At 41.7% G+C, this 26,900-nt stretch carries 20 protein-coding genes; 9 read left to right on the top strand and 11 right to left on the bottom strand.

The window, feature by feature from the left end; all coding sequences use genetic code 11:
* Nucleotides 1-11 precede the first annotated feature (11 nt).
* The gene (gene petA, locus CIK80_RS02500) at nt 12-596 is read right to left on the bottom strand and encodes a ubiquinol-cytochrome c reductase iron-sulfur subunit (protein WP_095568742.1); all 585 of its coding nucleotides are present in this window, start codon (nt 594-596) and stop codon (nt 12-14) included.
* A gap of 495 nt (nt 597-1,091) precedes the next feature.
* Nucleotides 1,092-3,035, bottom strand: a complete 1,944-nt coding sequence (locus CIK80_RS02495; protein ID WP_095568741.1) for an ATP-binding cassette domain-containing protein — start codon at nt 3,033-3,035, stop codon at nt 1,092-1,094.
* 239 nt (nt 3,036-3,274) lie between these two features.
* Here CIK80_RS02495 and CIK80_RS02490 point away from each other — a divergent pair, with 239 nt between their 5' ends.
* The 3 genes from CIK80_RS02490 (at nt 3,275) to CIK80_RS02480 (ending at nt 6,737) form a co-directional block, all read left to right on the top strand.
* Entirely contained in the window at nt 3,275-3,535 is a 261-nt protein-coding gene (locus CIK80_RS02490; protein WP_062844221.1) for a SlyX family protein, read from the top strand.
* A gap of 219 nt (nt 3,536-3,754) precedes the next feature.
* Nucleotides 3,755-4,999, top strand: a complete 1,245-nt coding sequence (locus CIK80_RS02485; protein ID WP_095568740.1) for an outer membrane protein transport protein — start codon at nt 3,755-3,757, stop codon at nt 4,997-4,999.
* A 379-nt stretch (nt 5,000-5,378) separates the two neighbouring features.
* Nucleotides 5,379-6,737, top strand: a complete 1,359-nt coding sequence (locus tag CIK80_RS02480; RefSeq protein ID WP_095568739.1) for an outer membrane protein transport protein — start codon at nt 5,379-5,381, stop codon at nt 6,735-6,737.
* Nucleotides 6,738-7,200: 463 nt separating this feature from the next.
* Here the strand turns inward: CIK80_RS02480 and putP are convergent, their stop codons facing one another.
* Complete coding sequence (gene putP, locus CIK80_RS02475) at nt 7,201-8,700, bottom strand: sodium/proline symporter PutP (protein WP_095568738.1); 1,500 nt, start codon at nt 8,698-8,700, stop codon at nt 7,201-7,203.
* Nucleotides 8,701-9,165: 465 nt separating this feature from the next.
* The gene (locus tag CIK80_RS02470; RefSeq protein WP_062844225.1) at nt 9,166-10,038 is read right to left on the bottom strand and encodes a LysR family transcriptional regulator; all 873 of its coding nucleotides are present in this window, start codon (nt 10,036-10,038) and stop codon (nt 9,166-9,168) included.
* Between the two features lie 321 nt (nt 10,039-10,359).
* Between CIK80_RS02470 and leuC the strand changes: the two genes are divergently transcribed.
* From leuC to CIK80_RS02445, 5 genes are all read left to right on the top strand, one after another.
* On the top strand, nt 10,360-11,778 hold the full coding sequence (leuC, locus tag CIK80_RS02465; protein WP_095568737.1) for a 3-isopropylmalate dehydratase large subunit: 1,419 nt from the start codon (nt 10,360-10,362) through the stop codon (nt 11,776-11,778).
* Nucleotides 11,779-11,930: 152 nt separating this feature from the next.
* Nucleotides 11,931-12,581: a 3-isopropylmalate dehydratase small subunit gene (gene leuD, locus CIK80_RS02460; RefSeq protein WP_062844227.1), complete on the top strand. Its 651-nt coding sequence runs from the start codon at nt 11,931-11,933 to the stop codon at nt 12,579-12,581.
* Between the two features lie 130 nt (nt 12,582-12,711).
* A complete protein-coding gene (locus CIK80_RS02455) occupies nt 12,712-13,440 on the top strand; it encodes a hypothetical protein (protein ID WP_095568736.1) in 729 nt (242 codons plus the stop codon).
* A gap of 119 nt (nt 13,441-13,559) precedes the next feature.
* Nucleotides 13,560-14,663: a 3-isopropylmalate dehydrogenase gene (gene leuB / locus CIK80_RS02450; protein ID WP_095568735.1), complete on the top strand. Its 1,104-nt coding sequence runs from the start codon at nt 13,560-13,562 to the stop codon at nt 14,661-14,663.
* Between the two features lie 386 nt (nt 14,664-15,049).
* Nucleotides 15,050-16,171, top strand: a complete 1,122-nt coding sequence (locus tag CIK80_RS02445; RefSeq protein WP_095568734.1) for a L,D-transpeptidase family protein — start codon at nt 15,050-15,052, stop codon at nt 16,169-16,171.
* A gap of 261 nt (nt 16,172-16,432) precedes the next feature.
* Here CIK80_RS02445 and infA read toward each other — a convergent pair whose 3' ends face one another.
* The 7 genes from infA to dinB all read right to left on the bottom strand — a co-directional run bounded on the left by infA (nt 16,433) and on the right by dinB (nt 25,040).
* Entirely contained in the window at nt 16,433-16,654 is a 222-nt protein-coding gene (gene infA / locus CIK80_RS02440) for a translation initiation factor IF-1 (protein WP_021814850.1), read from the bottom strand.
* 106 nt (nt 16,655-16,760) lie between these two features.
* Nucleotides 16,761-17,618 carry a tRNA pseudouridine(38-40) synthase TruA gene (truA, locus tag CIK80_RS02435; RefSeq protein WP_095568733.1) on the bottom strand — a complete coding sequence of 286 codons (858 nt, stop codon included), beginning with the start codon at nt 17,616-17,618 and terminating at the stop codon, nt 16,761-16,763.
* 33 nt (nt 17,619-17,651) lie between these two features.
* The gene (locus CIK80_RS02430; RefSeq protein ID WP_095568732.1) at nt 17,652-18,737 is read right to left on the bottom strand and encodes an asparaginase; all 1,086 of its coding nucleotides are present in this window, start codon (nt 18,735-18,737) and stop codon (nt 17,652-17,654) included.
* Nucleotides 18,738-18,899: 162 nt separating this feature from the next.
* On the bottom strand, nt 18,900-20,633 hold the full coding sequence (locus CIK80_RS02425; protein WP_095568731.1) for a FimV/HubP family polar landmark protein: 1,734 nt from the start codon (nt 20,631-20,633) through the stop codon (nt 18,900-18,902).
* Between the two features lie 55 nt (nt 20,634-20,688).
* Nucleotides 20,689-22,464: a peptigoglycan-binding protein LysM gene (locus CIK80_RS02420; RefSeq protein WP_095568730.1), complete on the bottom strand. Its 1,776-nt coding sequence runs from the start codon at nt 22,462-22,464 to the stop codon at nt 20,689-20,691.
* Nucleotides 22,465-22,574: 110 nt separating this feature from the next.
* Nucleotides 22,575-23,777, bottom strand: coding sequence for a tRNA preQ1(34) S-adenosylmethionine ribosyltransferase-isomerase QueA (gene queA, locus CIK80_RS02415; RefSeq protein WP_095568729.1), 1,203 nt, complete (start codon nt 23,775-23,777; stop codon nt 22,575-22,577).
* A gap of 177 nt (nt 23,778-23,954) precedes the next feature.
* Nucleotides 23,955-25,040, bottom strand: a complete 1,086-nt coding sequence (dinB, locus tag CIK80_RS02410) for a DNA polymerase IV (RefSeq protein WP_095568728.1) — start codon at nt 25,038-25,040, stop codon at nt 23,955-23,957.
* Between the two features lie 286 nt (nt 25,041-25,326).
* On the opposite strand from dinB, the gene CIK80_RS02405 reads away from it, so the two are divergent.
* Complete coding sequence (locus tag CIK80_RS02405; RefSeq protein ID WP_095568727.1) at nt 25,327-26,694, top strand: PLP-dependent aminotransferase family protein; 1,368 nt, start codon at nt 25,327-25,329, stop codon at nt 26,692-26,694.
* The last annotated feature ends 206 nt before the right edge of the window (nt 26,695-26,900 follow it).

Here is a 26,900-nt window from a genome sequence, read left to right as displayed (position 1 = left end):
CCATACTCATATTAAGCCTCCCCAACCGTCAAAATGGTACCATCCATACCATATTCTGGGACGGGTAAATTAAGCGGTGCAGGAACGCCACTATATACGCGGCCTGCTAAGTCATATTTTGACCCATGACACGGACAGAAAAATCCACCATACCAATCGTTACCACCTAAATCCACCGCACCCACATCAGGACGGTAGTTCGGTGCACAACCCAAATGCGTACAAACGCCTTCAACAACCAATACGGTTGGATCCAAAGAACGAGTAGGGTTTTTGCAGTATTCAGGCTGTAAAGACGCATCAGACTCAGGATCGGACAGTAAAGGTTTAACTGACTCTAGTCCTGCGACCATCTCTTCGGTGCGTTTAACCACATAAATAGGTTTGCCACGGTATTTGACAACGATCATTTGTCCTGCTTCGATAGAACCAATATCTTGGGTCACTGCAGCCCCTGCAGCCTCAGCTTTAGCACTTGGATACCAAGAGCGGACAAAAGGGGTTGCCACAGCAGCTACCCCAGCTGCACCAATTGCGGCAGTCGAGGCAATAAGAACTCTACGGCGTTGTACATTAACGCCTTCGGCTTGGCTCATTAATACTTCCTCCAGGTGAATGAAATGGGATTACCCCACACTGGGTTTGTGGCTTAGAAAATATACAATATCAAGCCACTTTAGCTGTGCCTAATCTTGCTAATTGTTGCTATTCTAAGCTATTTCGGTGATAAAATAAATTATTGCGTTAAAAATAAAGCAACCTTTATAGGACATATTATAAGGTTGAATGTGATGACCAGCATAAAATGATTAACATTATCAATGTCTAGCATCTATTTTTTTACTAGGGATTGTAAATGTGATGACCTTATAATTAATAAGGATATTTAGTAATAGCGCATGATACTTGAAATTGCGGTAATGTTCACTAACTTTCAGTATCTAAACAGATTGTAACTGCTCTATAAACGAGTAATCACCACTTTATCTCATAAAGTGGTGATTAATTTATGACCTTTAAGTGTTTATTGATGCAAAAATGAGAAACGTGTAGTCAGTCTTTCTAAAGGGATAATAGGCCATACATTGCTATTAGCTCTCAAGAGTACTCCAGCGTTCAAGCTTATTCATCATTTCTTCTTCGATAACCAGTAAGCGTTCACTAGCAGCGGTGGCTGCTTCAATATCTTGTGTAAACCATGAGCCGTCCGCCAGCTTTTCTTCTAACTGGCTTTGTTCTGCTTCTAAAGCCGCAATCTCTTTGGGTAAATTATCAAGTTCACGTTGTTCATTATAGTTGAGCTTTTTGATGGCTTTTGCTGGTTTTGCTGTTACTGTCGATTTATTAGCCACTTTGGTATTAGCACCATTATTGACTGGTGCTCTAGCAGCACGAGCAGCTTCTTCGCGGCCTTTTTGTATCAGATACTCTTGATAACCACCAACATATTCTTTAACAATGCCTTTACCATCTTCATCCTGATCAAACACCCAGGTAGACGTGACGACATTGTCCATGAATGAGCGATCATGACTGATAAGTAAGATAGTACCGTTAAAGCTACTGACTGATTCTTCTAATAGTTCGAGAGTGGCCATATCCAAATCGTTGGTAGGCTCATCTAGTACCAAAATATTAGCAGGCTTTAATAGTTGCTTGGCCAATAGTACACGATTACGCTCACCGCCTGACAGCGCTTTTACTGGGGTACGAGCGCGCTCTGGTGCAAACAAGAAATCTTGTAAGTAGCTCATGATATGCGTCTTACGACCACCAACCTCGACGAAATCAGAACCTTCTGAAACGTTTTGCGCCACGCTGGCTTCAAGGTCTAGCTGGTCACGCAATTGATCGAAAAATGCAATTTGTAAATTGGTACCAAGCTCAACATTGCCTGTTTTGGTTACTTCAGCATCAGACATATCAAGTAGAGCTTTAATTAATGTGGTTTTACCCGCACCGTTAGGACCGACAATACCAATTTTATCACCGCGCATAACCGTCGTACTAAAGTTGTCAACCAAGACATTACCATCGTATTCGAGGTGCAGGTTTTTAACTTTACAAACCAGCTTACCGCTTTTCTCGCCTTCACCCATTGTGATATTGACGTTACCAACTTGCTCACGTCGACCACTGCGCTCTTCACGTAATGCTTTTAGTTCGCGTACGCGGCCCTCATTACGAGTGCGGCGCGCTTTGATACCTTGGCGAATCCAAACTTCTTCTTGCGCCAGTTTTTTGTCAAAGTTGGCATTGTTCTTTTCTTCAGCCAATAATTGCAGCTCTTTTAGCTCTTGATAGCGAGCATAACCTTTGGCACCTTGGGTGACGTCGTAGCTGGTCAATTGACCGCGGTCAAGCTCGACAATACGAGTGGCCAATTTATTAACGAAGGCTCTATCATGGGTTACAAACAATAGCGTCAAACCTTGCCAGTCAAGCAAGAAACGCTCTAACCACTCAATGCTCTCAACGTCCAAATGGTTGGTTGGCTCATCCAGTAACAATACATCAGGTTTGGTGACCAAAGATCTGGCGAGTAGGACGCGGCGCTTACGACCACCGGAGAGTGATGACAAGTCGTCTTCTGGATCCAATCCCATCGTTGTAATCAGACGTCTAGCATCACGCTCTAAGTCCCAGCCATGCACCGCATCGATGTCATGTTGTAGCGTTGCCATATGCTCACAAGCATCCATGTCACCATTGGCACAGAGATCAACTTGTTTATTATAATTAATCAATAAGTCAGCGGTGCGGCGACTGCCACCCATGACGATATCTAAAATACGTCCACTCGTTTCAGGGACGTCTTGTTCTAGCATAGCAACACGCATGCTGCTATTGGTAATAATCTCACCGCTATCAGGCTGCAATGAGCCATTAATCAGTTTAAATAACGTAGACTTGCCTTCGCCATTGCGGCCAATCAAACACACACGCTCACCTGCATTAATAGCAAAATCAATGCCATCAAGAACTGGGGCGACGCCGAATGCTAAGTGAATATCTTTTAAATGTATCAGTGCCATAGAGTATCTTAAGCTTATATAATAGAGAAGTAGGGGTTGTTGCAAAATTGCTAGCAGTATAACATGCCACTACGTGACTGTAGTGAGCGTAAATGGTTTTATAAGTACTATTTATAACTTTTACGGCAAGCTATTATGTTATGGCCATTAATCAATATTTAGTGCCACTATTCATTGATTGCTAATCCTTGTTATTAGCCAATAAATCTTGCCTTATTTATCACAATTTAGAGAACAATATGAACCAATCTAATACTCAAAATGACGCCTCTATTGCACCCCATGAATGGCAAACACAGCAAGTTATTGACCTACAAATGAGCATGGCACATCTTGAGCTGACAGTAGAGAGGCTTGACGAAGTCATTGCAAGACAAGACAAGGATATTCAAACGCTCCAAAGACAGCTACAACTTATTTATAAACAAGTTGAAAGTCAGGATACAGAAGGTGGCATAGCACCTTTCGATGTAATGGCAGACAAGCCACCGCATTATTAATATTCATAAAAGAGTCATGTACATTAAAATAAACAAAAACCATAAGCCTATTTTTAGACAAATGTAACGTCCAGTGACTGTTTGGTCATAATAGAGAAATAAGGTGTTTTTATAGTTGTTTTCATGTTCAAATATCTTTAATATCGCTCATCTCGGATACTGCTTGCCTAATGAAAATGGTTTTAGTAGTAAAACAATGCGGATGTTTGGAGATATACAATGCGGGCGAATTTTCACTTAAAAACTCTTACAGTAGCGGTTGCTACCCTTTCTGTTATTAGCGTTGCTAACGCTGCTGGCCTTGATCGTTCAGGCCAAGACATCACCGCATTCTTACAAGATGGCACTTATGCCGAAGCTGTCTATACCTATATCGATGCTGATGTTACAGGTCATGACAATGCGTATGTTGGTTCGGATAAAAATGCTTACCAGAAAGGTGATAAAATTGGTGATATTGCAGAGTCTTATGACTTTTTCCGTTATGGCGTAAAAACAGACGTTAATGATACGTTTAGCGTTGGTATTTTATATGATGAACCCTTTGGCGCTGCAGCTGACTATAGTGGTAACAATAATTTTGTCGATCAAAACCCTCTTTCACCCAGAAATGGTGAAGGCACTAACGTAGAAGTACGTACTGAAAGTATTACTGGTATCATCGGCGCGAAACTTGGTGAAAATAAAAACTTTCAAGTCTATGGCGGTCCAGTAGCTCAACGTGTAAAGGCAGATGTAAAACTGCGTGGCACTGCTTATAGTGCAGCGAACGGTTATAGCATTCATGTCAGCCCAGACCAAGACTATGGTTGGATTGCAGGTGCGGCTTATAGCAAACCAGAAATTGCACTTAAGGCAGCTTTAACCTATCGCTCTGAGATTGAACATAACGCTCCAGCCTCTGAATTATATCCTTTCGTTGGTAATCTACCACCTGCTTTAGGACTTTCACCAAATAGAAGCGATACTATTGAAATCAAAACACCGGAATCAGTCAATTTTGACTTTCAGACAGGTATTAATCCAACGACATTAGCTACTGCAAAGGTTCGCTGGGTGCCTTGGAGTGATTTTGCAATTGTACCGTCTCTATATAATGATGTTAGCAAATTATCGACTGGTGATAATACAGGGTTACCCCTGGTTGACTATGACGATGATCAATGGCAGGTAGAGCTAGGTTTAGCGAAGCGTGTGGCACCAGCACTAGCGATTAGTGGTACAGTTGGTTGGGATAGTGGTGCTGGCAACCCAATAACTTCATTAGGTCCTATTGAAGGTTACTATAGTGCTGGTCTTGGCGCAAAATATAACCTTACCGAAAACTGGGCAGTATCAGCTGGTGGTAAATACTTGTGGTTCGGCGATGCCAAAGGACAGATTCCAAATAAAACTGTCGTCAGTGATTTTGAAAGCAATGATGGTTTCATCCTTGGTGCAAAACTTTCTTATCAAGCAAAATAACGCATAGAAGAATTTTACTGTTAGAATTTTTAGTAATGAATGAGACAAGAGCGATCCGTAATGGGTCGCTTTTTTATTGAGTCCTTGATATATAAAACTTTATTTTAATCATCAATCTAAAAGCACTGACTCTGGTTTCTCTAATATCATAATAATTAAAAGTGTATTTCTACAAACCAAGAATCCGTATGTTGTTTAAATCTTATTTGTACTGTTCAGTCATATTTAAGAAATAAAGTGCTTTAATTGTTGTCTTAGTGTCAAAAAGGCATTAGTATTCAACTTAGGACACTACTTTAATCATCAAAATGTCACGCATAGGAATGCTAAGTATTGATGATTAAAGTATTAAAACAACGAGGACGTTTGGAGATACACAATGCGCACTACCTTTCATTTAAAAACCCTTGCAGTAGCAATTGCCACACTTTCTGTTGCTAGTATGACCAATGCTGCTGGTCTTGATCGTTCAGGTCAAGACGTCACCGCATTCTTACAAGATGGAACGTATGCAGAAGCCGTTTATACTTATATTGATGCTGATGTAAGCGGCTACGATAGTGCGAATGTTAACCCTAGCCAAAATGACTATGAGCGTGGTAATAAGACAGGTGACATTGCTGAATCTTATGACTTCTTTCGCTATGGCGTAAAAGCTGATATCAATGATACATTCAGTGTGGGTGTGTTATATGATGAGCCTTTTGGTGCTGCTGCTGAATACACGCAAAGTAATTTCGTTGCAAATGAAGACAGGAATGCTTCAGGAGGGGCATTGGTAGGTGATGGTGTAGACCCACAGACTGCAGGTGCAATAGCATTAGCTGAATCAGCCACTGCAGGCGAAAATACCAACGTAGAAGTCCGTAGTGAAAGCTTAACAGGCATTCTCGGTATGAAATTCGGTGCTAACAAAGAGTTTCAAGTATACGGTGGTCCAGTTGCCCAACGTATCAGAGCCGATGTGAAATTACGTGGGTTGGCTTACGGCCCTGCTACTGGCTATACATCAACCAGTAACCCTGACATGGATTACGGTTATATCGCAGGTATCTCTTATAGCAAACCAGAAATTGCTTTAAAGGCTGCCTTGACTTATCGTTCTGAGATTGACCATGATATGGACATCTCTGAAAATTATCCTATAGCAGGTATCTTGGCTCAAGGAGCTGCTTTGCAACAAGGAGCTACTCCAGCGCAGGCAGCGGCTATAGGTGCTGCGGCTGCCAACCGAAGCAGCAATTATGAGATTACAACCCCTGAATCAATCAACTTTGACTTCCAAACGGGTATCAATCCAACAACACTAGCAACGGCGAAAGTGCGTTGGGTACCATGGAGTGATTTTGTCATCACACCACCATTATATAATGATGTTAGTAAACGTAATTACGGCCCTGATGGTCTGAACTTAGTTGAGTATGAAGACGATCAGTGGATGGTAGAGCTAGGGTTGGCTAAGCGTGTTGCACCAGCACTTGCTATTAGTGGTACGGTTGGTTGGGACAGCGGTGCAGGTGATCCAACGACTTCTTTAGGACCTATTGATGGCTATTATAGCGTCGGTCTTGGTGCCAAATATAATGTCACTGAAAACTGGGCGGTATCAGCAGGTGGTAAATACTTATGGTTCGGTGATGCCAAAGGTCGTCTACCTAGTGGAAAAATTGTTGGAGATTTCCAAGATAATGATGGCTATATCTTAGGTTTGAAACTTTCTTATCAAGATATCAAATAACACCCATGTTTAGCAGTACTACTAGATAAAAAAGCGATCCGTGATGGGTCGCTTTTTTTATGACAATTATTAATAAATTGTCTATATAGAACGGACTGAGAAAAAGCCAATCAGAAAGTTTCTAGACATCTATATGGCTTGTTTATTCTCTAAAATTTGGGTCACATGATTGCACAGGTTGTTTGATTATAAAGAGATTCTGTATTTATAGGAGTCAGTCAATGAGCTGAGATAATCAGTCACTAAAAATAGCTTTTAAAAATAATCATAGGATTGATAGTACGACAAATCTTTTGATTTGAACTATGAGTGCCATAGTCTAATCTTAAACATGAGTCTTTAGACAAAGATAGTTTTTATCACATCAGCTGTAATGGCTCACATTATCGGATGAACAGTTACTCATAAAAAAACCTCGCCAATGTTGGCGAGGTTTTTTTTAGTGATAAAGTACTTTATCGATTTACTTGTTCAAATTGAGTTCCATTTCTTTATACTTCGCAGCCACTGAAGGTCTTGGACCACCAGTCACGATACTAACCGCAAAGATTGCAATGGTACTTAAAATGAAGCCTGGAACAATAGCATATAACCAGCTATTTAATGCCATACCGTTTACTTGGAAAGGACCATAGATCCATAAGATAACAGTTAAGGCACCAATAACCATACCGGCAACAGCGCCGTTACGGTTCATACCGCGCCAAGTAAGACTGAAGATTACCAATGGTCCAAACGCGGCCCCAAATCCTGCCCAAGCGTTAGATACCAAGCTCAATACTGAGCTATCTGGATTTGAAGCCAACAAAATGGCCACAACAGCGACGACAATCACTGAAATACGACCGACCAATACTTGGCGAGCTTCAGGTGCATCTTGGTCAAAAAACAGTTTATAAACGTCTTTAGTTAGTGAGCTTGACACCACGAGTAGCTGTGATGAGATAGTACTCATAATCGCTGCCAAGATTGCAGCTAATAAGAAGCCTGAAACCAATGGATGGAATAAGAACTGTGTGAATACTAAGAAGATAGTCTCTGGATCGTCTAGAGTCATGGCTGTTTTTTGTACATAGGCACGACCTGCAAAACCTGTCATCAATGCCCCGATAAGACTGACAATCATCCAGCTCATACCGATATTACGTGCAGTAGGCACATCTTTTATTGAACGAATAGCCATAAAGCGAACAATAATATGTGGTTGACCAAAATAACCCAAACCCCATGCCATTAATGACACAATACCAATAATACTCATGCCATTGGTAATATTTAACATGGTTGGATCAATATTTCTTACCGCTTGCGTAGTGGCTGAGATACCACCAAGATCAGTAAAGGCGACCACAGGTACAATGACCATCGCAAACAGCATGATGATACCTTGTACAAAGTCGGTCATAGAAACCGCTAAGAAGCCACCAAATAGTGTGTAAGCGACAACCACACCTGCGGTTACCCATAGACCTGTGCTATAAGATAGATTGAGTGAGCTTTCGAATAGTTTACCACCGCCTACTAAACTTGCGGCTGTATAAACGGTAAAGAATAAGATGATAACCACAGCCGAAATAACGCGCAGCATGTGCGATTTATCTTCGAAACGATTAGCAAAATAATCTGGTAGGGTAATAGCATTATCAGCAACCTCGGTATAAACACGAAGTCGCGGTGCCACGATAAGATAGTTTAAAAAGGCACCCAGCGTCAGGCCAAGCGCAATCCATATACTGACCACACCATCTGCATACATGTAACCTGGCAGACCAAGCAATAACCAACCTGACATATCAGAAGCACCAGCAGAAAGTGCAGTGACCGCTGGTCCTAAATTACGTCCCCCTAATAGGTAACCTTCCGTATCATTGGCTTGCTTAAAATAAGCGTAAATGCCAATCCCAATCATCACTAAAAAATAGGCGCCAAGTGATATTAGTACGCCACTAGAAACTCCGTTCATATAAATTGTCCTTAACCAATATTATTGGCTGTAATTATTTATAACTGTCAAATTTGATCTCAAAAGCGATGTTTCAAACAATATTTAAAAACAAAAAAAGCCATTAAGTAGGACATAATGGCTTCTCTCAGTATTTGCTGTTAGTTTTATATGATTGGTAGTTTCTAGAGCGACTATTCAAATCATAAAGAAGGAGCAACGGGAATTTCGTATCCCCTATATTTACTTTGGTTGCTCGTTTTACTATTGATTTGTAGATAGTAGCCGCCTATAAAACCAATCATTTAAAACCACTAAACCTACTGTTAACCATCATATCTTACTCGAAGTATTCAATATATGACTATCAGTGCTCTTATGGTAAATTTTTGTTGGAAAACAACGTCAATTGCATTATAACGTATGACTATCACAAATGCGAACAGCTTATTTTATAAATTGAATATAATAAGTATATGCGCCTCACTATTCAATAGGAGCGAGCAAATCTAATAACGCAGTCACGCTACTAGATGGCGTTAATTTTGGGTTGATTACGACACCTAAGTAACGCTGTAATTCAATATTATCCGCCATATCAATACGTTCCAAATCTTGGCTAATCATGGTTTGTGGCAGTACTGACCAACCAAGACCGACAGAAACCAACATGCGAATAGACTCAAGTGGATTGGTGCTCATGGTGGCATAAGGCTTGAGATTGTGCTTTGCAAATTCAGCCAACGTAATCTGACTGGTAAACGTGTTGGCCGATGGTAAAATAGCAGGATAGCGTGCCAATTGCTCCAAAGTGACATTAGATTTGGTGGCCAAAGGTGACAGTGTGCCTGTCATAAAGTACAGAGGGTCAGACCATAATGTATGATAGCTCAAACGCTTATCATAAACAGGAGGTAACGTGACGAAGGCTAGGGACAAATCGCCATCCAGTACCGCTTTGTGAGCTTTCTCTGAATCAACAAAGTGTACTTCTAATTGTACCGCTGGGTAGGTTTGAATAAAGTGCTTAAGTACAGGAGCTAAATGATGCAAACCAATGTGATGACTGGTACCGATGACCAATTTACCAGAGACAATGTGCTGAGAGTGTTGCAGGTTGATTTTAAAATTTTCATAATCTTCTAACCAGCGCTTGGCATGAGGTAGCATTTCACTAGCAGCTTGGGTCGGCACGATCCCTCGTCCAACTGTGTCAAACAAAGTAATATTGAATTCGTCTTCCAGATTTTTGATACGCTTACTGACAGCAGGCTGTGTGATGAACAGCTTTTCTGCTGCGCCCGAGATACTGCCTGTATGCATGACAGTAACAAATGTCGTTAAGTTTGTGGTGTTCAAGCGAATGTCCTTAGCTATGTAGCGAACTATAAATAAAAGTTAACTGACTTAATCACAGTGTATTAGAAATAAAAGTTTGCATCTGGTTAAAAATCATCAATTATTATTATAGGATTAGCCTGCTATAATCACAAGACATCAAGGCGTATTGTGGCATATTTATTGTAGCAACTCAGAAATTTAGCTTATAAAGCAAGTCTCAATGCCCCAATATGGTAATAAATACAAGATAGACATGATATTTGAACACGCACTTTGCCTGCTACTATTATATGGGCGAGTGAAATATTCAATGATTAGTAAACAATAAAGGATAAGAATATGGCCGGTCAAACGTTATACGACAAACTTTGGAGCGCTCACGAGATCACCAAACGTGACGATGGTTCAAGCCTGATTTATATTGACCGCCATTTGCTGCATGAAGTGACAAGCCCGCAAGCATTTGAAGGGTTGGAGTTGGCAAATAGAGCGCCATGGCGCTTGTCTGCCAATATCGCAAGCCCTGATCATAATGTGCCAACAGTATCTAAAGAGCGCCTAGAAGGGGTGTCTGGTATTAAAGACAAAGTATCACGCTTGCAAGTGGTCACATTGGATGACAATTGTACCAAGTTTGATATTGCTGAATTTACTATCAATGATGCTCGTCAAGGTATCCTACATGTAGTGGGTCCTGAGCAGGGCTTGGTACTGCCAGGTATGACAGTAGTGTGCGGCGACTCGCATACGGCGACACATGGCGCACTTGGTTGTTTGGCTCATGGTATTGGCACGTCAGAAGTTGAGCATGTGCTAGCCACGCAGTGTTTGATTCAAAAGAAATCAAAAAACATGCAAATTCGCGTCACTGGTACGCTTGGTGCTGGTGTGACATCAAAAGATGTGGTATTAGCCATTATTGCTAAAATTGGTACGGCAGGTGGTACAGGATATGCGATTGAATTTGCAGGACAAGTGTTTGAAGACATGAGTATGGAAGGTCGCATGACTGTCTGTAACATGGCGATTGAAGCAGGTGCTCGTGTGGGTATGGTCGCTGTTGATGATGTCACCATTGATTATGTTAAAGGTCGTCCATATGCGCCAAAAGAATCACAATGGCAGCAAGCTGAAGCTTACTGGCGTACCTTGTATTCAGATGACGACGCGGTATTTGACACCGTGGTTGAAATTGACGGTAGCCAGATAGCACCACAAGTATCGTGGGGAACTTCGCCTGAAATGGTTGTCGATATCACGCAATCAGTACCAACACCTGATCAAGCGGTTGATGAAGCGCAAGAAGAGGGTTGGTTACGTGCCTATACCTATATGGGATTAGAAGCTGGGCAAAAAATCACAGACATTCAGCTTGATCGTATTTTTATTGGTTCATGCACCAATTCGCGTATTGAAGATTTGCGTGATGCTGCGGCAGTTATCAAAGGCCGTAAAGTTGCTAATAATATTAAAGAAGCGATCGTTGTCGCTGGCTCAGGACAAGTAAAACTACAAGCAGAAGCAGAAGGTCTTGATGCCTTGTTCACTGAAGCTGGGTTTGAGTGGCGCGAGCCGGGTTGCTCTATGTGTCTTGCCATGAATGCGGATAAGCTTGAGCCACAAGAACATTGTGCTTCAACGTCTAACCGTAACTTTGAAGGTCGCCAGGGTAATGGCGGACGTACGCATTTGGTCAGTCCAGCAATGGCAGCAGCAGCAGCGCTCGCAGGTCACTTTGTTGACGTAAGAACGTTTTAATACTGATGGTTGATGATCGGTCGGTGTCGATAAAAGTACGATGATCGGTCGGTGTCGATAAAAGTACATTGTAAGAGAAGTAAAGACTGATTGTTTTCCAGCGGTTTAATGACTACCACGCATTAGCGACAACATAATTGATAGGATATTTTATGCAAGCTTATAACACTCAAACAGGTATCGTTTGTCCACTTGATCGTGCAAACGTCGATACCGACCAAATTATCGCAAAGCAGTTTTTAAAGTCTATCAAACGGACAGGCTTTGGTGTGAATTTATTTGATGATTGGCGCTATCTGGACGAAGGCTACCCAGGTCAAGACAACAGCACACGAATCATCAATCCAGACTTTGTATTGAATAAACCACGCTATCAAGGCGCTACTATTTTGCTGGCGCGTAGAAACTTTGGCTGTGGCTCTAGTCGTGAGCATGCACCTTGGGCATTGTCTGAGTATGGCTTTCGTACAGTCATTGCACCAAGCTTTGCTGATATTTTTTATAATAACTGCTTTAAAAACGGTATGTTACCCATTGTATTAGATGAAGCGATTGTCGATACTTTAATGAAAGCGACTTTTGCTAATGAAGGTTATGAGCTGACTGCCGATCTTGAGCGTCAGGTAGTGATCACACCAACGGGTGAAGAGTACGCTTTTGAAGTGGACGCGTTTCGCAAGCATTGCTTGTTAAACGGTCTTGATGACATTGGTTTAACGTTACAGCAAAGCGATGCGATCAAAGATTACGAGCATAAAATGATGCAGAAAACACCTTGGATATTTAACGAGGTGCGAGCCTAAGTAGTCAGTTTCTAGCAGACAGGTCATAAAAGCTCTGAGTAGTAATAATGCAGCGTTGAGTTATAGTGATGAACTGGCTAAAATAAAGGACAGTTCTTCATTATCTCTATCACAAATAGTAGCCGCCATTATGAATAAAAAACGTTATGCGTTATGGACCAGTACAATTTTTGCCGCAACCTTATTGGTGTCTGGCTGTCAAGTATTAACTGGCTATCAAAAGATAGATGAAGCAGAAAGTGCTAAATCATTGGTAGGCAGCATTCAACCGCTCGATGGCGAGGTAAATATTTCTTGTGCGGGTACTTATCACTGTGAAATTGTGCAGATAGACAGAACGTTGATTATCGCACCTGACACTCATGAGCCAGTCAATCCTAATATGTTGGTAACTTTACCAAATCGTAATGGTATTAAAAAAACGGCAAATGCACCGATAAATATGGACATGGCACCGCTGACCAATAAATATGCAATCAAAGTAGTGCCATTATCCGCATCAGCAATGCCGGGTTTGACCAATTATTATGCTCGAGTCATGCCTGCAAAACGCGAGGTACATGTCAATTTTTACCCAGAAAACAATGAGGGTTATGTAGAACGCTTTGCGATGATTCATGACTTTGTTGATACAGGTATTTATAAGCTTCGGGCTTATCAAAAAAAATCTGATACAAACTCTGGTAGCTTATTAGAGACTGCTTCACCTGAACCTTTATGTGTCGATCTGCTGCAAGACAATCAAGTACAGCGCCGATTCTGCAAACAACTCGACACTGAGCACCAAGGTGAGTTTGTAGAAGCGAGTGTAAGGCAAGGACTATCAGCAGTGTCGAACACTAAAAAAGCCAAAGCATAGAAGTGTGTTTAGCAATCACGTATGAACGCTCAAATAATAGTGAGCAATAATGCGTCATAACACTGTCAATTAATAAAAATTATCAATTAATAAAAACTTATTCGTTTAAAAGGACCAGTATGGCAACGATTTTAACATTAGCAGGCGATGGTATTGGCCCTGAAATCATGACTCAAGCCATTGATGTGCTCGAAGCCGTCAATAAGAAGTTTGCATTGGGTTTGACACTTGAATCAGGACTTATTGGTGGGGTAGCCATTGACGCAACTGGCGAGCCTTTACCAGAGGAAACTCTGACGCGTGCACGTGCTGCAGATGCCGTACTACTAGGAGCAGTTGGTGGTCCTAAGTGGGATAGTATCGAACGTAGCAAACGCCCAGAGCGCGGTCTACTTAAGATCCGCGGTGAGCTTGGTTTATTTGCTAACCTTCGAGTAGCAAAACTATATCCGCAGCTTGCTAATGCATCAAGCATCAAGCCTGAGATCATCTCAGGCTTGGATTTATTGATCGTTCGTGAATTGACTGGCGGCATCTATTTTGGCGAGCCACGCGGTATTCGTACATTAGAAAATGGCGAGCAGCAAGGCTATAACACCATGGTGTATAGCACCAGTGAGATACAGCGCATCGGTAAAGTGGCTTTTGAGTTGGCAAAAACGCGGGCGCAAGCCGCAGGTACAGTGCCAAAGGTATGTTCGGTGGATAAGGCAAATGTCTTAGAAGTGACTGAATTGTGGAAGCAGACGATGATCGAGATGCAGCAAGCAGACTACAGCGATGTGGCGTTATCGCACATGTACGCTGACAATGCTTGTATGCAACTTATCAAAGATCCTAAGCAATTTGATGTTATGGTCACAGGCAATATGTTCGGCGATATTTTATCTGATGAAGCAGCGATGCTGACAGGTTCTATCGGTATGCTACCATCAGCAAGCCTTGATGAAGCGGGTAAAGGTATGTATGAGCCGTGTCATGGCTCAGCACCTGATATTGCTGGTCAAGACAAAGCCAATCCATTGGCAACCATTTTATCTGTAGCGATGATGCTTCGCTATACCTTCAAACAAGAAGAGGCGGCGCAAGCCATTGAGCAAGCAGTCAGCGATGTCTTGGATGATGGTTTACGTACTGTCGACATTTTAGATCGTAGTGAAGAGGGACTCAAGCAAGTTGGCTGTCAAGAGATGGGACAGGCAGTATTGACCAAACTGGTCTAAAGCCCATTTGAGGAAATCGATCTTTTATTAGGATTGTTAAAAGCGTCAACTGATACTTTATCAACCCATAAATTGCTTCGCAGTTTATGGGTTTTTTTATTGCTTATCCATTGAAGATAAAAACGGACAGCAACGATTTACGCCATATTAAAAACCTTCTTATCAGCAGTGTTAACAGATATGCTGCACAATTCAGATGCTTTTAACATAAAGCTGTTACATCCTCACAGAATAATGTGTCAACATGAGTTGTTTGTTAAACTTAAAAAGTAACGCTCGGAATAGCTTAATAAAGTTATGTATCGAGTAAGTGGGTATTCGAAGTAATAAGTATTAATAACAAAATCCTTAATAACAACAGCATAATAAAAAATTAGGAGCATTACATGTATCAATTGAAAAAGGTAAGCGCTGCACTCGTAGCGGCAGGTTTATCGACAGCAATTTTTATGAGCCAGAGCGTTGCAGCGACCAATACTGATCAGAGTGCAAATGACACAACCAGTATGGCTATGAATGATGTCAGTCCAGTGACTAATGGTGTCAGTCAAAAGCCGATGGGTAATAGCAAAACGGTCAGTTCACTCAAGAACTTACTCCCTGTTATTAACTATACGACAGATAACTTGTCTCCTATGGCAACAAAGGTAAATGCAGCAAATTGGAAAACAGGGGCAAAAATAGACCGTACCACAGGGACTAAGTTGCAGGCACTACTAAACTGGCATCATAATGGTGTGGGTCCCGTAGATGGATACTGGGGTAAGAATACTCGCAAAGCAATGCAAGCATTTCAGAAAGCAAACGGTCTGAGCGTTACTGAAAATTTGAATAATGAGACATGGCAAGCATTAACTAAAAATGAAAAGCTGGTCGCCCAGCCTGTGTTGGTGAGTTACCAATTGAGTGATGATGATGTAAACGTCAAAACGACTAAAATACCTACTGACACAAAAGAAAAGGCCAAGCTCGACGGCATGTATTATGAAAGCCTCACTGAAGCGCTGGCAGAAAAATTTCATATCAGTGAAGATTATTTAAAAGCATTGAATCCTAATGCTAAGTTTACAGCTGGTGAGACCATCACTGTCTATAACCCCAGTAATCCTAACACCAAACCTGTCAGTAGAGTCGTTGCAGATAAAGCTACTGAGACATTATATGCCTATGACAGTGATAATAAATTGATTGCCAGTTATCCTACTACGGTAGGGAGTACAGCAACACCGTCACCAACAGGCACGCATACCGTAGAAGTGAAGGTACATGAGCCTAATTACACGTACACCGCTGATGATGGTAGCAAGTCTATTATTCCGCCAGGGCCCAACAATCCTGTTGGTCTAGTCTGGATTGGACTCAGCAAACCCACGTATGGTATTCATGGTTCGCCAGATCCTGCTCGTATCAGTCGCCAAGCATCGGCAGGTTGTATCCGTCTAACCAACTGGGATGCACTGGCACTTTTAGGGGTAATCGAAAACGGTGCCACTGTTGAATTCAAATAAAAGCTGGTTCATGATTTAAAATCAATATTCTCATGCCCTATAAAGCAGGCAAAAAAATACCGCTGATATTAGCGGTATTTTTTTAATGAAATAAGTTGCTTGCAGTCAAAACTAAAACATTGATAGGCAATAATGAGTAGGTTAGTATTTTCATTATTATTATCAGTTAAACCACTCAAACATTCATATCAGCGGTAAAAAACAACGTAACAACTGGTGGTACATGTAAATGCTTTTATAACCATCTTAATTGATAAGAATTTAGTTCTTACCACGGTAAGTAATACGACCTTTAGACAAGTCATAAGGTGTCATTTCTACCTTAACCTTATCACCTGTTAAAATACGGATATAGTGTTTACGCATCTTACCAGAAATGTGAGCGATGATTTCGTGTCCGTTTTCTAAACGCACTTTGAATAAAGTATTTGGAAGGGTGTCAATGACTTCGCCTTCAAATTCAATGATATCGTCTTTTGCCATAATTTGTATCAATCAATTAAAAATAAGCCCATATTATACGTAAGTTGGCTGGTTAAAGCAATACAGAACCTGGTTTTGACTTGACAGTCTGTAAGTGATATGTATATCAGTCAGGCAAATTAAGCCAAAGTGGCGTTAAAGGCGCCTTTGGAAGAAGTTTCTGAAAACGGTCAGGATAGTAAGCATTAATAAAATACAAACCATCACCAGATGCGGTTGGCGGCGCTATAGTGCGGTCTTTTTTGTTTAAAATATTCAAAAAATCTGTCGGATCAAGTTCGTGTCTACCAATAGCATATAACGTGCCCATTAAGTTACGAACCATGTGATGTAAAAATCCATCTGCTTGAATATCAAAAACGATGAACTGACCGTGAGAAAACAAGTTTGCATGACTGACCTGACGAACAGGTTGATTGGATTGGCAGGCCGCAGCGCGATAACTGCTAAAGTCATGTGTCCCCACGATATCGGCTGCCGCTAGTTGCATCGCTTTTAAGTCAAGAGGTTCATAGATATGGGTGACTTGATGATTGAGTATCGCAGGACGCTGTGCTTGATTGAGCGTGATATAACGGTAGCGACGCGCAATGGCACCAAAGCGCGCATGAAAGTCGGCTGGCATGGGTTGAATCCAGCGTAGCGCTATATCATCAGGCAGTAGGCTGTTTACACCGCGCAACCAGTTATGTGTAGGGCGATGCGCACGAGTGGTAAAATGAGCAATCATATTGCTGGCATGCACACTGGCATCAGTACGCCCAGCAGCGACTACTTCTACTAGCTCGTTGGCGACCTTACCGATGGCTACCTCTAATGCCTCTTGTACACCCAGCACTTCGCGTTGGCGCTGCCACCCATGATAACGCGTGCCTAAAAACTCAATAGCAATTGCTAGGGTATAGGTTGGTAAAGGTTCAGGCTTGCTGGTTTCTATGTCAGGCAGTATTTCAGTGTTGGGCATTGTGTTTTTAACGCTTATAAAATAAAAAGGGAGTTAACGTTTTTTGATGGTTGTGCTGGTTTGAGTCACATTATTTAACCAGCGCTGTCGGCGTCTCGCTGGACTGTCGTAACGCAGCAATAACCATAACAAGCGCGCGTAAACCGCGGGAATGGTCAAACGCCCACCAGAGATGACATGGTGATCGTATTGCCAACTGCCAGCAGCATAGCTATCGCTAACACCGCCAAACGGACATTGGCTGGTACCTACCACCAAATGTCCTTTTTTATGAGCAAGCTCTAAGGTTTCTGCCAATGCTGCTGAATAAGGAACATTACCAGCACCAAACCCCATTAAAATAATGCCAGAAGGCGGCTGTGATAGTAAGGCTTGTAATTGACTGTTTATTGCTTCAGCATCATTGGGCAAACAATACAAAGCGTTAACGCGCACGCTTTTCGCACGACTTTGAATATTGTTTAGTACTTCTTGTTGGTCATCTAGCCAATGCTGACGGCGGGTATCTGGTAGGCTTCTTACATAACTGTTGGCCGGATACGCGGCTCTAAAATGACCTGTGAATGCCATCAAATCATGACTATGAATTTTTTGAACCGTTTGGGCCGGCCATGCCTCACCACCAAAACTAATTTTGACGCCAGATTCACCCGCTGCTGCCAACTGTAGTGATTGATTAAGATTGTCCCAAGCATCGCTATGCTCATCGATACAATAAGAGTGGATCACTTCACTGTCTAGTAAAGGACGCATACTCCCAGTTAAGACAATACAGATATCACTACCAGCAAAAGCTTCTGCCAAAAAAGCGCCCAAATAGCTTAGCGTGTCTGTCCCAGTAATCAACACAAAGCGTCTACCACCTTGCGCATAAGCAGTCAGTAGAAGCTGATAAAAATGGGCGAAATCGCTGGGCGTAAGTTGACTGCTGTCTTTGAACAACGTGTTGTCTAACCATGAACTTTTTGATAAATGTGCTGTGTGCGCTTGAGCTGCTAATAGCTCCTGCACGATGGGTAGAAACACGTCTGCTGATAATGATGATAAAGGTTTTCCATAGCTACCAAAGGTGCCACCAGCATAAATCAGTTGAATAGGATCGGGTAGTGTTTTTGTCATAGTAGAGGATGGCATAGTATTGGTACGATAAAAGAAGATAAGGCAGTAATAATAGATAATATAAAGGCGAAATGCAAAAAAATCAGCAAGTATTCTATGTCATATACTCATAGAATACTTGCTGATGAAAAACTAAGTTATTTGTGATACTGGTATCTGTAATTACGCTGTGCGTTTAAGCAGAAGTTTGGCTTGATTTTGTTGTTCATGGTTGCCTTGATCCATAACTTCATTGAGTAAACGTTTGGCGCTATCGTATTCACCCAATTGTACATACTGAGTGGCCAAATCTAACGTCACTTGATTACTATCCAGCGATTTTACAAAATCAAAGTCTGCTGAAAAACGAGATGCAAAATCTTCTGTTGATTCGGTATCAATTTCATTTTCAAGAATAACGCTGTTATCTGCTTCGACAGGTGCTGATGGCGTCGGTCTTGTTAAAGCATTTGGCTCAAAGTCAAAGTCTTCCTCTAATACGGTGTTGTCATCGAACAATAGCGGCTCAGAAGAGGCAATCTCTGGCACTTCAGTAACTTCGTGTTCTACAGAGTTATCGTCAAATCGTTGCTCTTCAAAACTGATGTCTTCAAATTTATTATTGTCAAGGGTGCTACTTTCAAAGCTACTACTTTCAAAGCTACTGTTTTTAGAGTCACTTTTTTCAAAAGTGTGGTCTTTAGAAATATTGTCTTTAGAACTGCTGTCTTCAAAGTCAGTATTTTCAAGAATGAAATTATCGATATCATTGGTTTCTTCAAGAGCAGGTACAATGCTTTCTGACACAGTCTCTGTATTATTTGATGCATCAAAATCATCTAATGATAAGACGAAATTATCTTCATTTTGATTAGCCTCAATGCTCAATTCTTCGACGATTGATTCTTTATTATCAGCAATAGTATCGGTCTCAGCATCGCTTACTAAATCATCAAAATCTAAGATGAACTCTTCGCTATCTAACGTCATATCTTCGTTAGCGCTATCAGCATTACGTGAAGCTACAGGTGTGTTTATTGGAGTCTTATCGGCCTCAGATGAATCAAACTCAAAGTCGAAATCAATGATATCGCTGTCTTCGCTAGTAGTCTCATCGACGGTAGCGGTATTAAAACTTTGCTCTTCTGTGTCGTTCAATGAGGTTACAGGCGCTACACTGGTAGTGGCAGGCTCTTCAAAACCATGATCTTCAAAATCATTGTCAAAGTCACTGAGGGTAAGATCAAAGTCGTTTTCTACTGACTCATTAGTAGAGCTGATATGATCAAACTCATTTGATGTTGCAGTTTGATGGGTTTGCTCATCTGCCCAAGTAGGATTGCTATCTTGTACAGCTGGCTGATCGGACAGTACTTTTTGATCATCAGTTTGACTGATCGGTAAGTCAAAATCTATGCTTTCAAAGTTAGTATGATCTTCTACTGGCGCTACTTCTGCAGCAACAGGCGCTTGCTCTCCAAAGAACAAAGCTTTTAATTCATTGGCCTGAGTGATACTTTGTGGATCGCTCTGAGTCTTGATAGTGTTATAAACATTATTAAAGTTTTCGGGCTGATCTAGCGTGGCATAAATGCTCAGTAGCTTAAGCAATAATTGACTATCGTTCGGCTTCTCATTAAGTCCACGAGTTAGTGTCTCAATGGCTTTGTCATGGCGCTGTTGATCAATAAAACGCTGGGCGATTGTAATGTGATCAAATTTCTTATCAATATCTTCACGGCTATGAGCAGGGGTATTATCATTGGTTTTGGCAGTCGGCGTTAGAGTAGCGGCCTTTTTTCCTGATTGAATAGCTGGTGGTATTGACGTTTCTTGTGCTTTCTTTTTGCGCAATACTAAAACAGCTACCAATAAGATGAGCACCAATCCGGCGATGATATATAGCATATTGTCCATAATTACTCCAACGCCTATCTATGATCATGGCGTATTGCATTGATCAATCAGGCAATTATTGATTGCGTAGTTTTTTAAGACGAGCTTGTAGCTCAGCCAGTTTTTGATTTTGTAATTGAATTTTTTTAGCATAGTTATCAAGTGTACTACTGGTCTTTGATAACCGCTGCGCTTGTGTTGCTGTACTCTGTCTTGATGATTTTAGAGTCGCTAATATATCTGTGCTAAGCCCATTACCTTTGGTCGCTGCTGATTTTGCCTGCGTGCCCTCGGCACTTCCATTGTAATCAGGAGCCAGTACTGAAAACTGGGCCTTTGGCAATGTTTGAGTCTTAGTGGTTACAGGCTCTACACGTGGTTTGGTTGTTTGGGCCCTCTCAGATGACGATGGAGAGCGCTTTTTGGTGGTTTCCGGTATGACAGAGGCGTTTGAACGCCGACTATATTGTCTTTGTGCGCTAATAGCGGCTTCTAATTTTTTCTGTGACGGAATTACATCGTAGCTGGGTAAGCTTAGCTTCGCATCTGCTTTTAGTTGACCTGCGTCTCTATTGATAAAGGCATCAGGGTTTTGTGATTGAATCTGCTTCATCACGGTTTGCACATTCAGATTGTTTTCTTGTGCAATCTGCTGCGCTATCATCCATAAGCTATCGTTGCGTTGTACTTGATATTGAGCAGTCACGCTATTAGTCATATTGCTAGAATTAGCACTGGCAACAATCTCAGGATTATTATTAACTTTGGCTTCAGAGTTTGCGATATTAGCCGGTATATTGCCAGTTGAAGCAATTGTAGAAGTGGCATCGCTCGTATCAAGGTTTGTCTCTGAGTTTTTAACAGCCAAATCTTTAGCCATATTGGTATTGGGAGTTGGTTCAAGAGTAGAGGCAGCAACAGTGCTGACTTCTTTCTCACTTCTTGGCTGTATCTGGCGAGTGACTTGTATATTCAAAATATCTAGTTGTTTGTCAGTAATGGCTTGAGAGGGTGTCTTGTCAGCTGCAATGACAGCTTTATTGCTATTTGCGTTATTAGCAGTACTATTATTGAGCCTGTCGTTGGCTATACTTTCAATAGAGTTGGCGCCAATGCTACTTTGCTGAGTCGTGCTATTTACTTTATCCGTCAAGCCACCATTGTCTAAACGGCTAGGTGCATAAGAAAGGTTGTTGCCTACTGACGCAGTAACGGTAGGGGCTTGTATGCGAGTCGCCTGAAGACTAGGCGCAGGCAATTTTGCAGCGATCAACTCATTTGCTGATGAATGGATCGCAGGTAGACTCGATGTAGGCATCAATGGCGGCGGTGCACCTCTTCTGAGCGTTAGCGGCTTGGCAGTACTGGCAGATACCCTTGGTAAGTTGGGCTTTTTTGCCCCTGTGTTGATGTTAGTAGATGTATTAATGGGCAAGCCATCATCGAGCGGCATCAGCAAGGTTTTGGGAATGACATTGCTTTGACCTTTATCGTTGATGGTTAGTACCACATCAGCAAAAGGTTTCGATACCGGCTGTGATGTGGTGATAATGACTTGACCGCTGGTAGCTGAAGTTGGCGTGAAGCGTACCATCATTGAATCTGTTTTGGTCAATCCCATTTGCTGATAAATGGCTGGATTTGCTAAGCTCGCTGAAAAGTCTGCTGCTCGAATATCGGTGACGACAATACTTGCTGCTAGCGGCTCATGTTGGGCAGAGGTGACTACCGTCTTGCCGATCGTTGCTGCTTGAGCATTTGAAGTCAGAGCCACGTAGCCGACAGAATACAGTAATGCCATCGAAATCGCGCGATGTACAGTAGTCAAGCGATAAGAGAGATGACAAGACATGAGCCGCCCTTTAGGATATAAGTTGTCTTTGCTGTTATAGCAAAATACTAACCAGTTTACCAGTTTATTTCACAACTGTTGTGACCAATAAAAAAATGTTTGTATCGTGTTTAATTTGCTTTTTTATCGAGCAACATAGCATCGCCGTAACTAAAGAAACGGTATTGTTTTTCAATAGCATGTTGATAGGCATGTTCGATGGCAGCTTTGCCAGAAAAAGCGGAGACCAACATCAATAAAGTAGATTTGGGCAAATGAAAATTGGTCAGTAGACGATCTATTACCCCGAACTTAAAACCAGGGTAAATAAATATATCTGTATCGCCTGACCAGCTAGAAAGTGGTTGACCTTCTACTGCAGTCTTTTGATACGCAGTTTCAAGGACACGAGTGACCGTCGTACCAATGGCAATGACTTGGTTGCCGTTTGCATGAGTTTGGTTGATGAGATAAGCGGTTGCCTGCGGTAAATGGGCATATTCACTATGCATGGTGTGATTGAGCAAGTTGTCTGTCTTAACGGGGGCAAAAGTACCAGCGCCAACGTGCAGCGTGACAAAAGCTGTATTGATACCTTTCTCTGTCAGTTGGTTCAATACGGATTCATCAAAATGTAAGCTGGCAGTAGGGGCAGCCACGCTCGCAAGCTTGGCTGGATCATGAAAGACAGTTTGATAACGCGTATTATCAGTGTCATCTGCATGACGCTCAAAGTAAGGTGGAATAGGTAGCTCGCCATACAGTTCTAGGTGAGGCAAAATAGGGGCCTCAAACGCCAAGATAAATAGATTGTCTTGACGACCAATCATAACCGCGTTCATATGACCATCAGCCAGCGATACGCGCTGCCCAAGCTTAGGCGCTTTACTGGCTTTTACATGACAAAGCGCAATATGTTCTTTATTGACAGCCGTATCGTCTATGGTTTCTACGTGTAGAGTGGTTACATCCAAATCTGAAAGGTTTACCAAACGCTCAATCAATACCTCAATCTTCCCACCTGTGTCTTTTTGACCAAATAATCGCGCCTTCATCACTTTTGTGTCATTAAACACAATCAAATCGCCTGCATTTAATAAATCTGGTAACTCAGCAAACAAACGATCCTGCACACTGGCTGTGTTTTTCTGATTATCAGTGGCTAGGTATAGCAGTTTTGAGGCAGAACGTTGTGCCAGTGGATAGCGAGCAATAAGGCTATCTGGCAACTCATAATCATAATCATCAACGCTCAAATAGTCTAAGACGTTGTTGTCTGTATCGTTGTCAATTAAGGCAGGAGCCGTAGAGTCTAGCGCATGAGAATCGGTCATAATGAGTCTTTAAATGAATAGAAATTTTGGCACAATTGTAGCAGAAATGAGATTGTGAGAGGATAGCTAAATATAATTACTCACACCTAAGAGTAGCTTAAATTTTATAAATAGCCTAAGTAAAAAATAACATAGTAGATGATAGACAAAATCATCCAGAATTTATTGCCTAAAAAACTACTCAAATAAATTGAGCTGAGGTAGCACTTGTGCCGCTGGCATTAATGATGAAAAAGTAACGCCTACTAGTCGAATGGGAAGCTGGCGTGGAATGTCTAAAAATAACTTATCAAGCCAGTAATGAGCGGATTCAGCGCTATCAAAAGCTGTAGAGAGCGTGTGTGTACGCGTGATTTGAGTAAAGTCTGCGTACTTTACTTTTAGGGTAATAGTATGAGCGATGAGCGCCTTCTTTTGTAGTTGATTAAATGCATCCTCATTTTGTTCATAAATCTGAACGCGTAGGGCATTATCATCGTTGAGATTCTCTGTAAAAGTGGTCTCCGAACCAACAGACTTATGCGTGCGCTCTGATTTTACCGCACGCTCATCACGCCCATGTGCAATATCATGATAAAACTGTCCACGCTTACCAAACTCTTGCACCAACAGAGTCGCTGACAGATTCCGAAGATCAGCACCAGTATTGACACCCATTGCGTGTAAACGCTGAGCAGTTGCCTTACCTATACCGTGAAAGCGCTCGATAGGTAAGGTTCTAATAAAAGCCTCGCTATCTTCTGGTGTGATGATGGCTGTGCCATTGGGCTTGTTAATATCAGAGGCAATTTTGGCCAGCATTTTATTAAAAGATACCCCAGCAGAAGCCGTCAACCCGGTGTGCTCGAGAATCTGGGCGCGTAACCAATTGGCCATTAAAGTTGCCGACCCTTGGTGAGCTGGTAGCCCTGTGACGTCTAAATATGCTTCATCCAGCGACAACGGCTCAACATGTGGTGTTAAGTGGTACATAAGCTGACGAATCTCACTGCTGACAGCGCGATAAACCTCAAAACGTGGTCGTACAAATATCACTTCTGGACAGCGTTTGCGTGCCTCGTAGCAAGACATAGCAGAACGCACACCAAATTGACGCACTTCATAACTGGCCGCCGCCACCACACCGCGACCACTTGGATCGCCGCCTACGACCAACGGTTTACCTCGCAACTCCGGAAAATCGCGCTGTTCAACACTGGCATAAAAGGCATCCATGTCTATATGGATAATCTTACGAGGACTGGGGCTTTTTAAAGTTGTCATAGTCCTTATTTTACCTGACAGATAGTTTGAGTTCATTATCAATTATTGTCGCAATCAATATAATAATCATGTGTTTCAATACCTACTTGGTTAAGCCAAAATCAGTATTGATGAACTACGCACAATGATTGCAACGTGCTCCTAAGATAAATTTTCCTTGCTTGCTGGGCCGTTGCTGCCAGAGGCTACGCAAAATTTATCTTAGGAGCACTTTATTTGTTTTATAGTGAATCAACTATGTGCTGACATCAATATAATTGACTGATATGTAAAGCGGAGTGTACCTGTGAAAAAGTTTGAAGAAATATGTTTAATAATCATTGATGACATTAAGTCGGGTAGAAAAAAAATTGGAGACAAAATACCTTCAATTCGTGCCATGTCAAAACAATATAACGTGTCAAAAAATACCATAGTGAACGCGTATAGCATTTTGTTAGAGCAGCGATGGATCAAGGCGTTACCCAAATCAGGGTTTTATATCAGTGAAGATTTATCCAGCAAAGAGATGCACAATACCATGCTGGATTTGACCAATGTTTATAATGGCGTCGATTTACTTGAGCAACAGCTGGTCAACGAGTACAGTCACAAACCTGGCGAGGGTAGATATCCAAGAGAGTATATGGATAAGCTCAAGCTAGACAGTTATCTGGGTTACCCGAATTGTGGCGACAAACCTTCCTATCTTGACTATGGATATGGCGATCCAGCTGGTAACAGCATGCTTCGAGGACTGATCACTGACATACTGAAAAATCATTCTCTTAACGTTGATCCGCAAAATGTGTTAATGACGTATGGTACCAATCACAGTGTGGATTTAATCATTAGGCATTTTTTGTCAGAAGGCGATAACGTTATCGTAGAGTCGCCTGGATATTACCCTTTATTCAGCAAGCTTAAGCTTAATAAAGTGAATATGATTGCGCTCAAAAGAACCAAGTTTGGTTTAGATGTAAATAATCTAGAAGCCATTATTCAAAAAAAGCACCCTAAGATGTTATTTCTGCAGCCCTTCGCGCACAATCCAACAGGGACAGACTTAACCGTAGAAAATCTTGAAGCCATTAAGTCGGTCTGCGTAGAGAATAACGTCATTATCGTGGAAGATGATCCTTTTTTACTGATTCGAGAAAAAGCCGCCAGTTATCTATTTAGTGAAGATGATCCTGTCATTTACCTAAGTAGCTTTTCAAAAACCGTTTCTGCCTCGTTACGATGTGGTTTTATCGTCGCCTCTAAGCCATTAATAAAATCACTTACGCGTCTAAAAATGATAACGGTCATCAATACGTCATCCATCACCGAAAACATCCTTAATCATATGATCAGTAGTGGCACGCTAGACAATCATCTTCAAGCACTAAAAAATCTGTCACATGAAAAGTCGGCCGAATCAATAACGGCGCTGAGTACCATCGAAGGCATAAAGCTTTATCCTCACAATCCCAGTGGTCATTTTTTGTGGTTTCGTATTCCAATGGATGACAAAAAAGTCGTCAACTATGCCAGAAAAAACAATATTTTTATGGCGCCAAGCAATCTATTTTTTCCTTGTGAGAATACGTACTTTGCCTTGAGAATCAATAAATTCTATATAGACCAAACCACCGTTACATTCATTGAAGAAGAGATTTTTAATACGCGTTAGCCTATGATTTTTTATAACTGCTTTAAGGCCGTTGTCCAAAAAGGAACCGCTGGGTGTCACCCATTGTTCACGCTCAGTATGATTTCACTACCTATCTATTTACTTATCTTACTTACCCAATGGTCTCTTCCTGTATTCAATCGACTGTGTTCGCCACAATAACGTCGTTCTATAATGATAGGTACAGTTTTGAGAGTAAAAGCCTT

The organism is Psychrobacter sp. JB193 (assembly GCF_002285555.1).
GTDB lineage: Bacteria > Pseudomonadota > Gammaproteobacteria > Pseudomonadales > Moraxellaceae > Psychrobacter > Psychrobacter alimentarius.
This window is presented reverse-complemented; position numbering and strand designations above follow the sequence as displayed.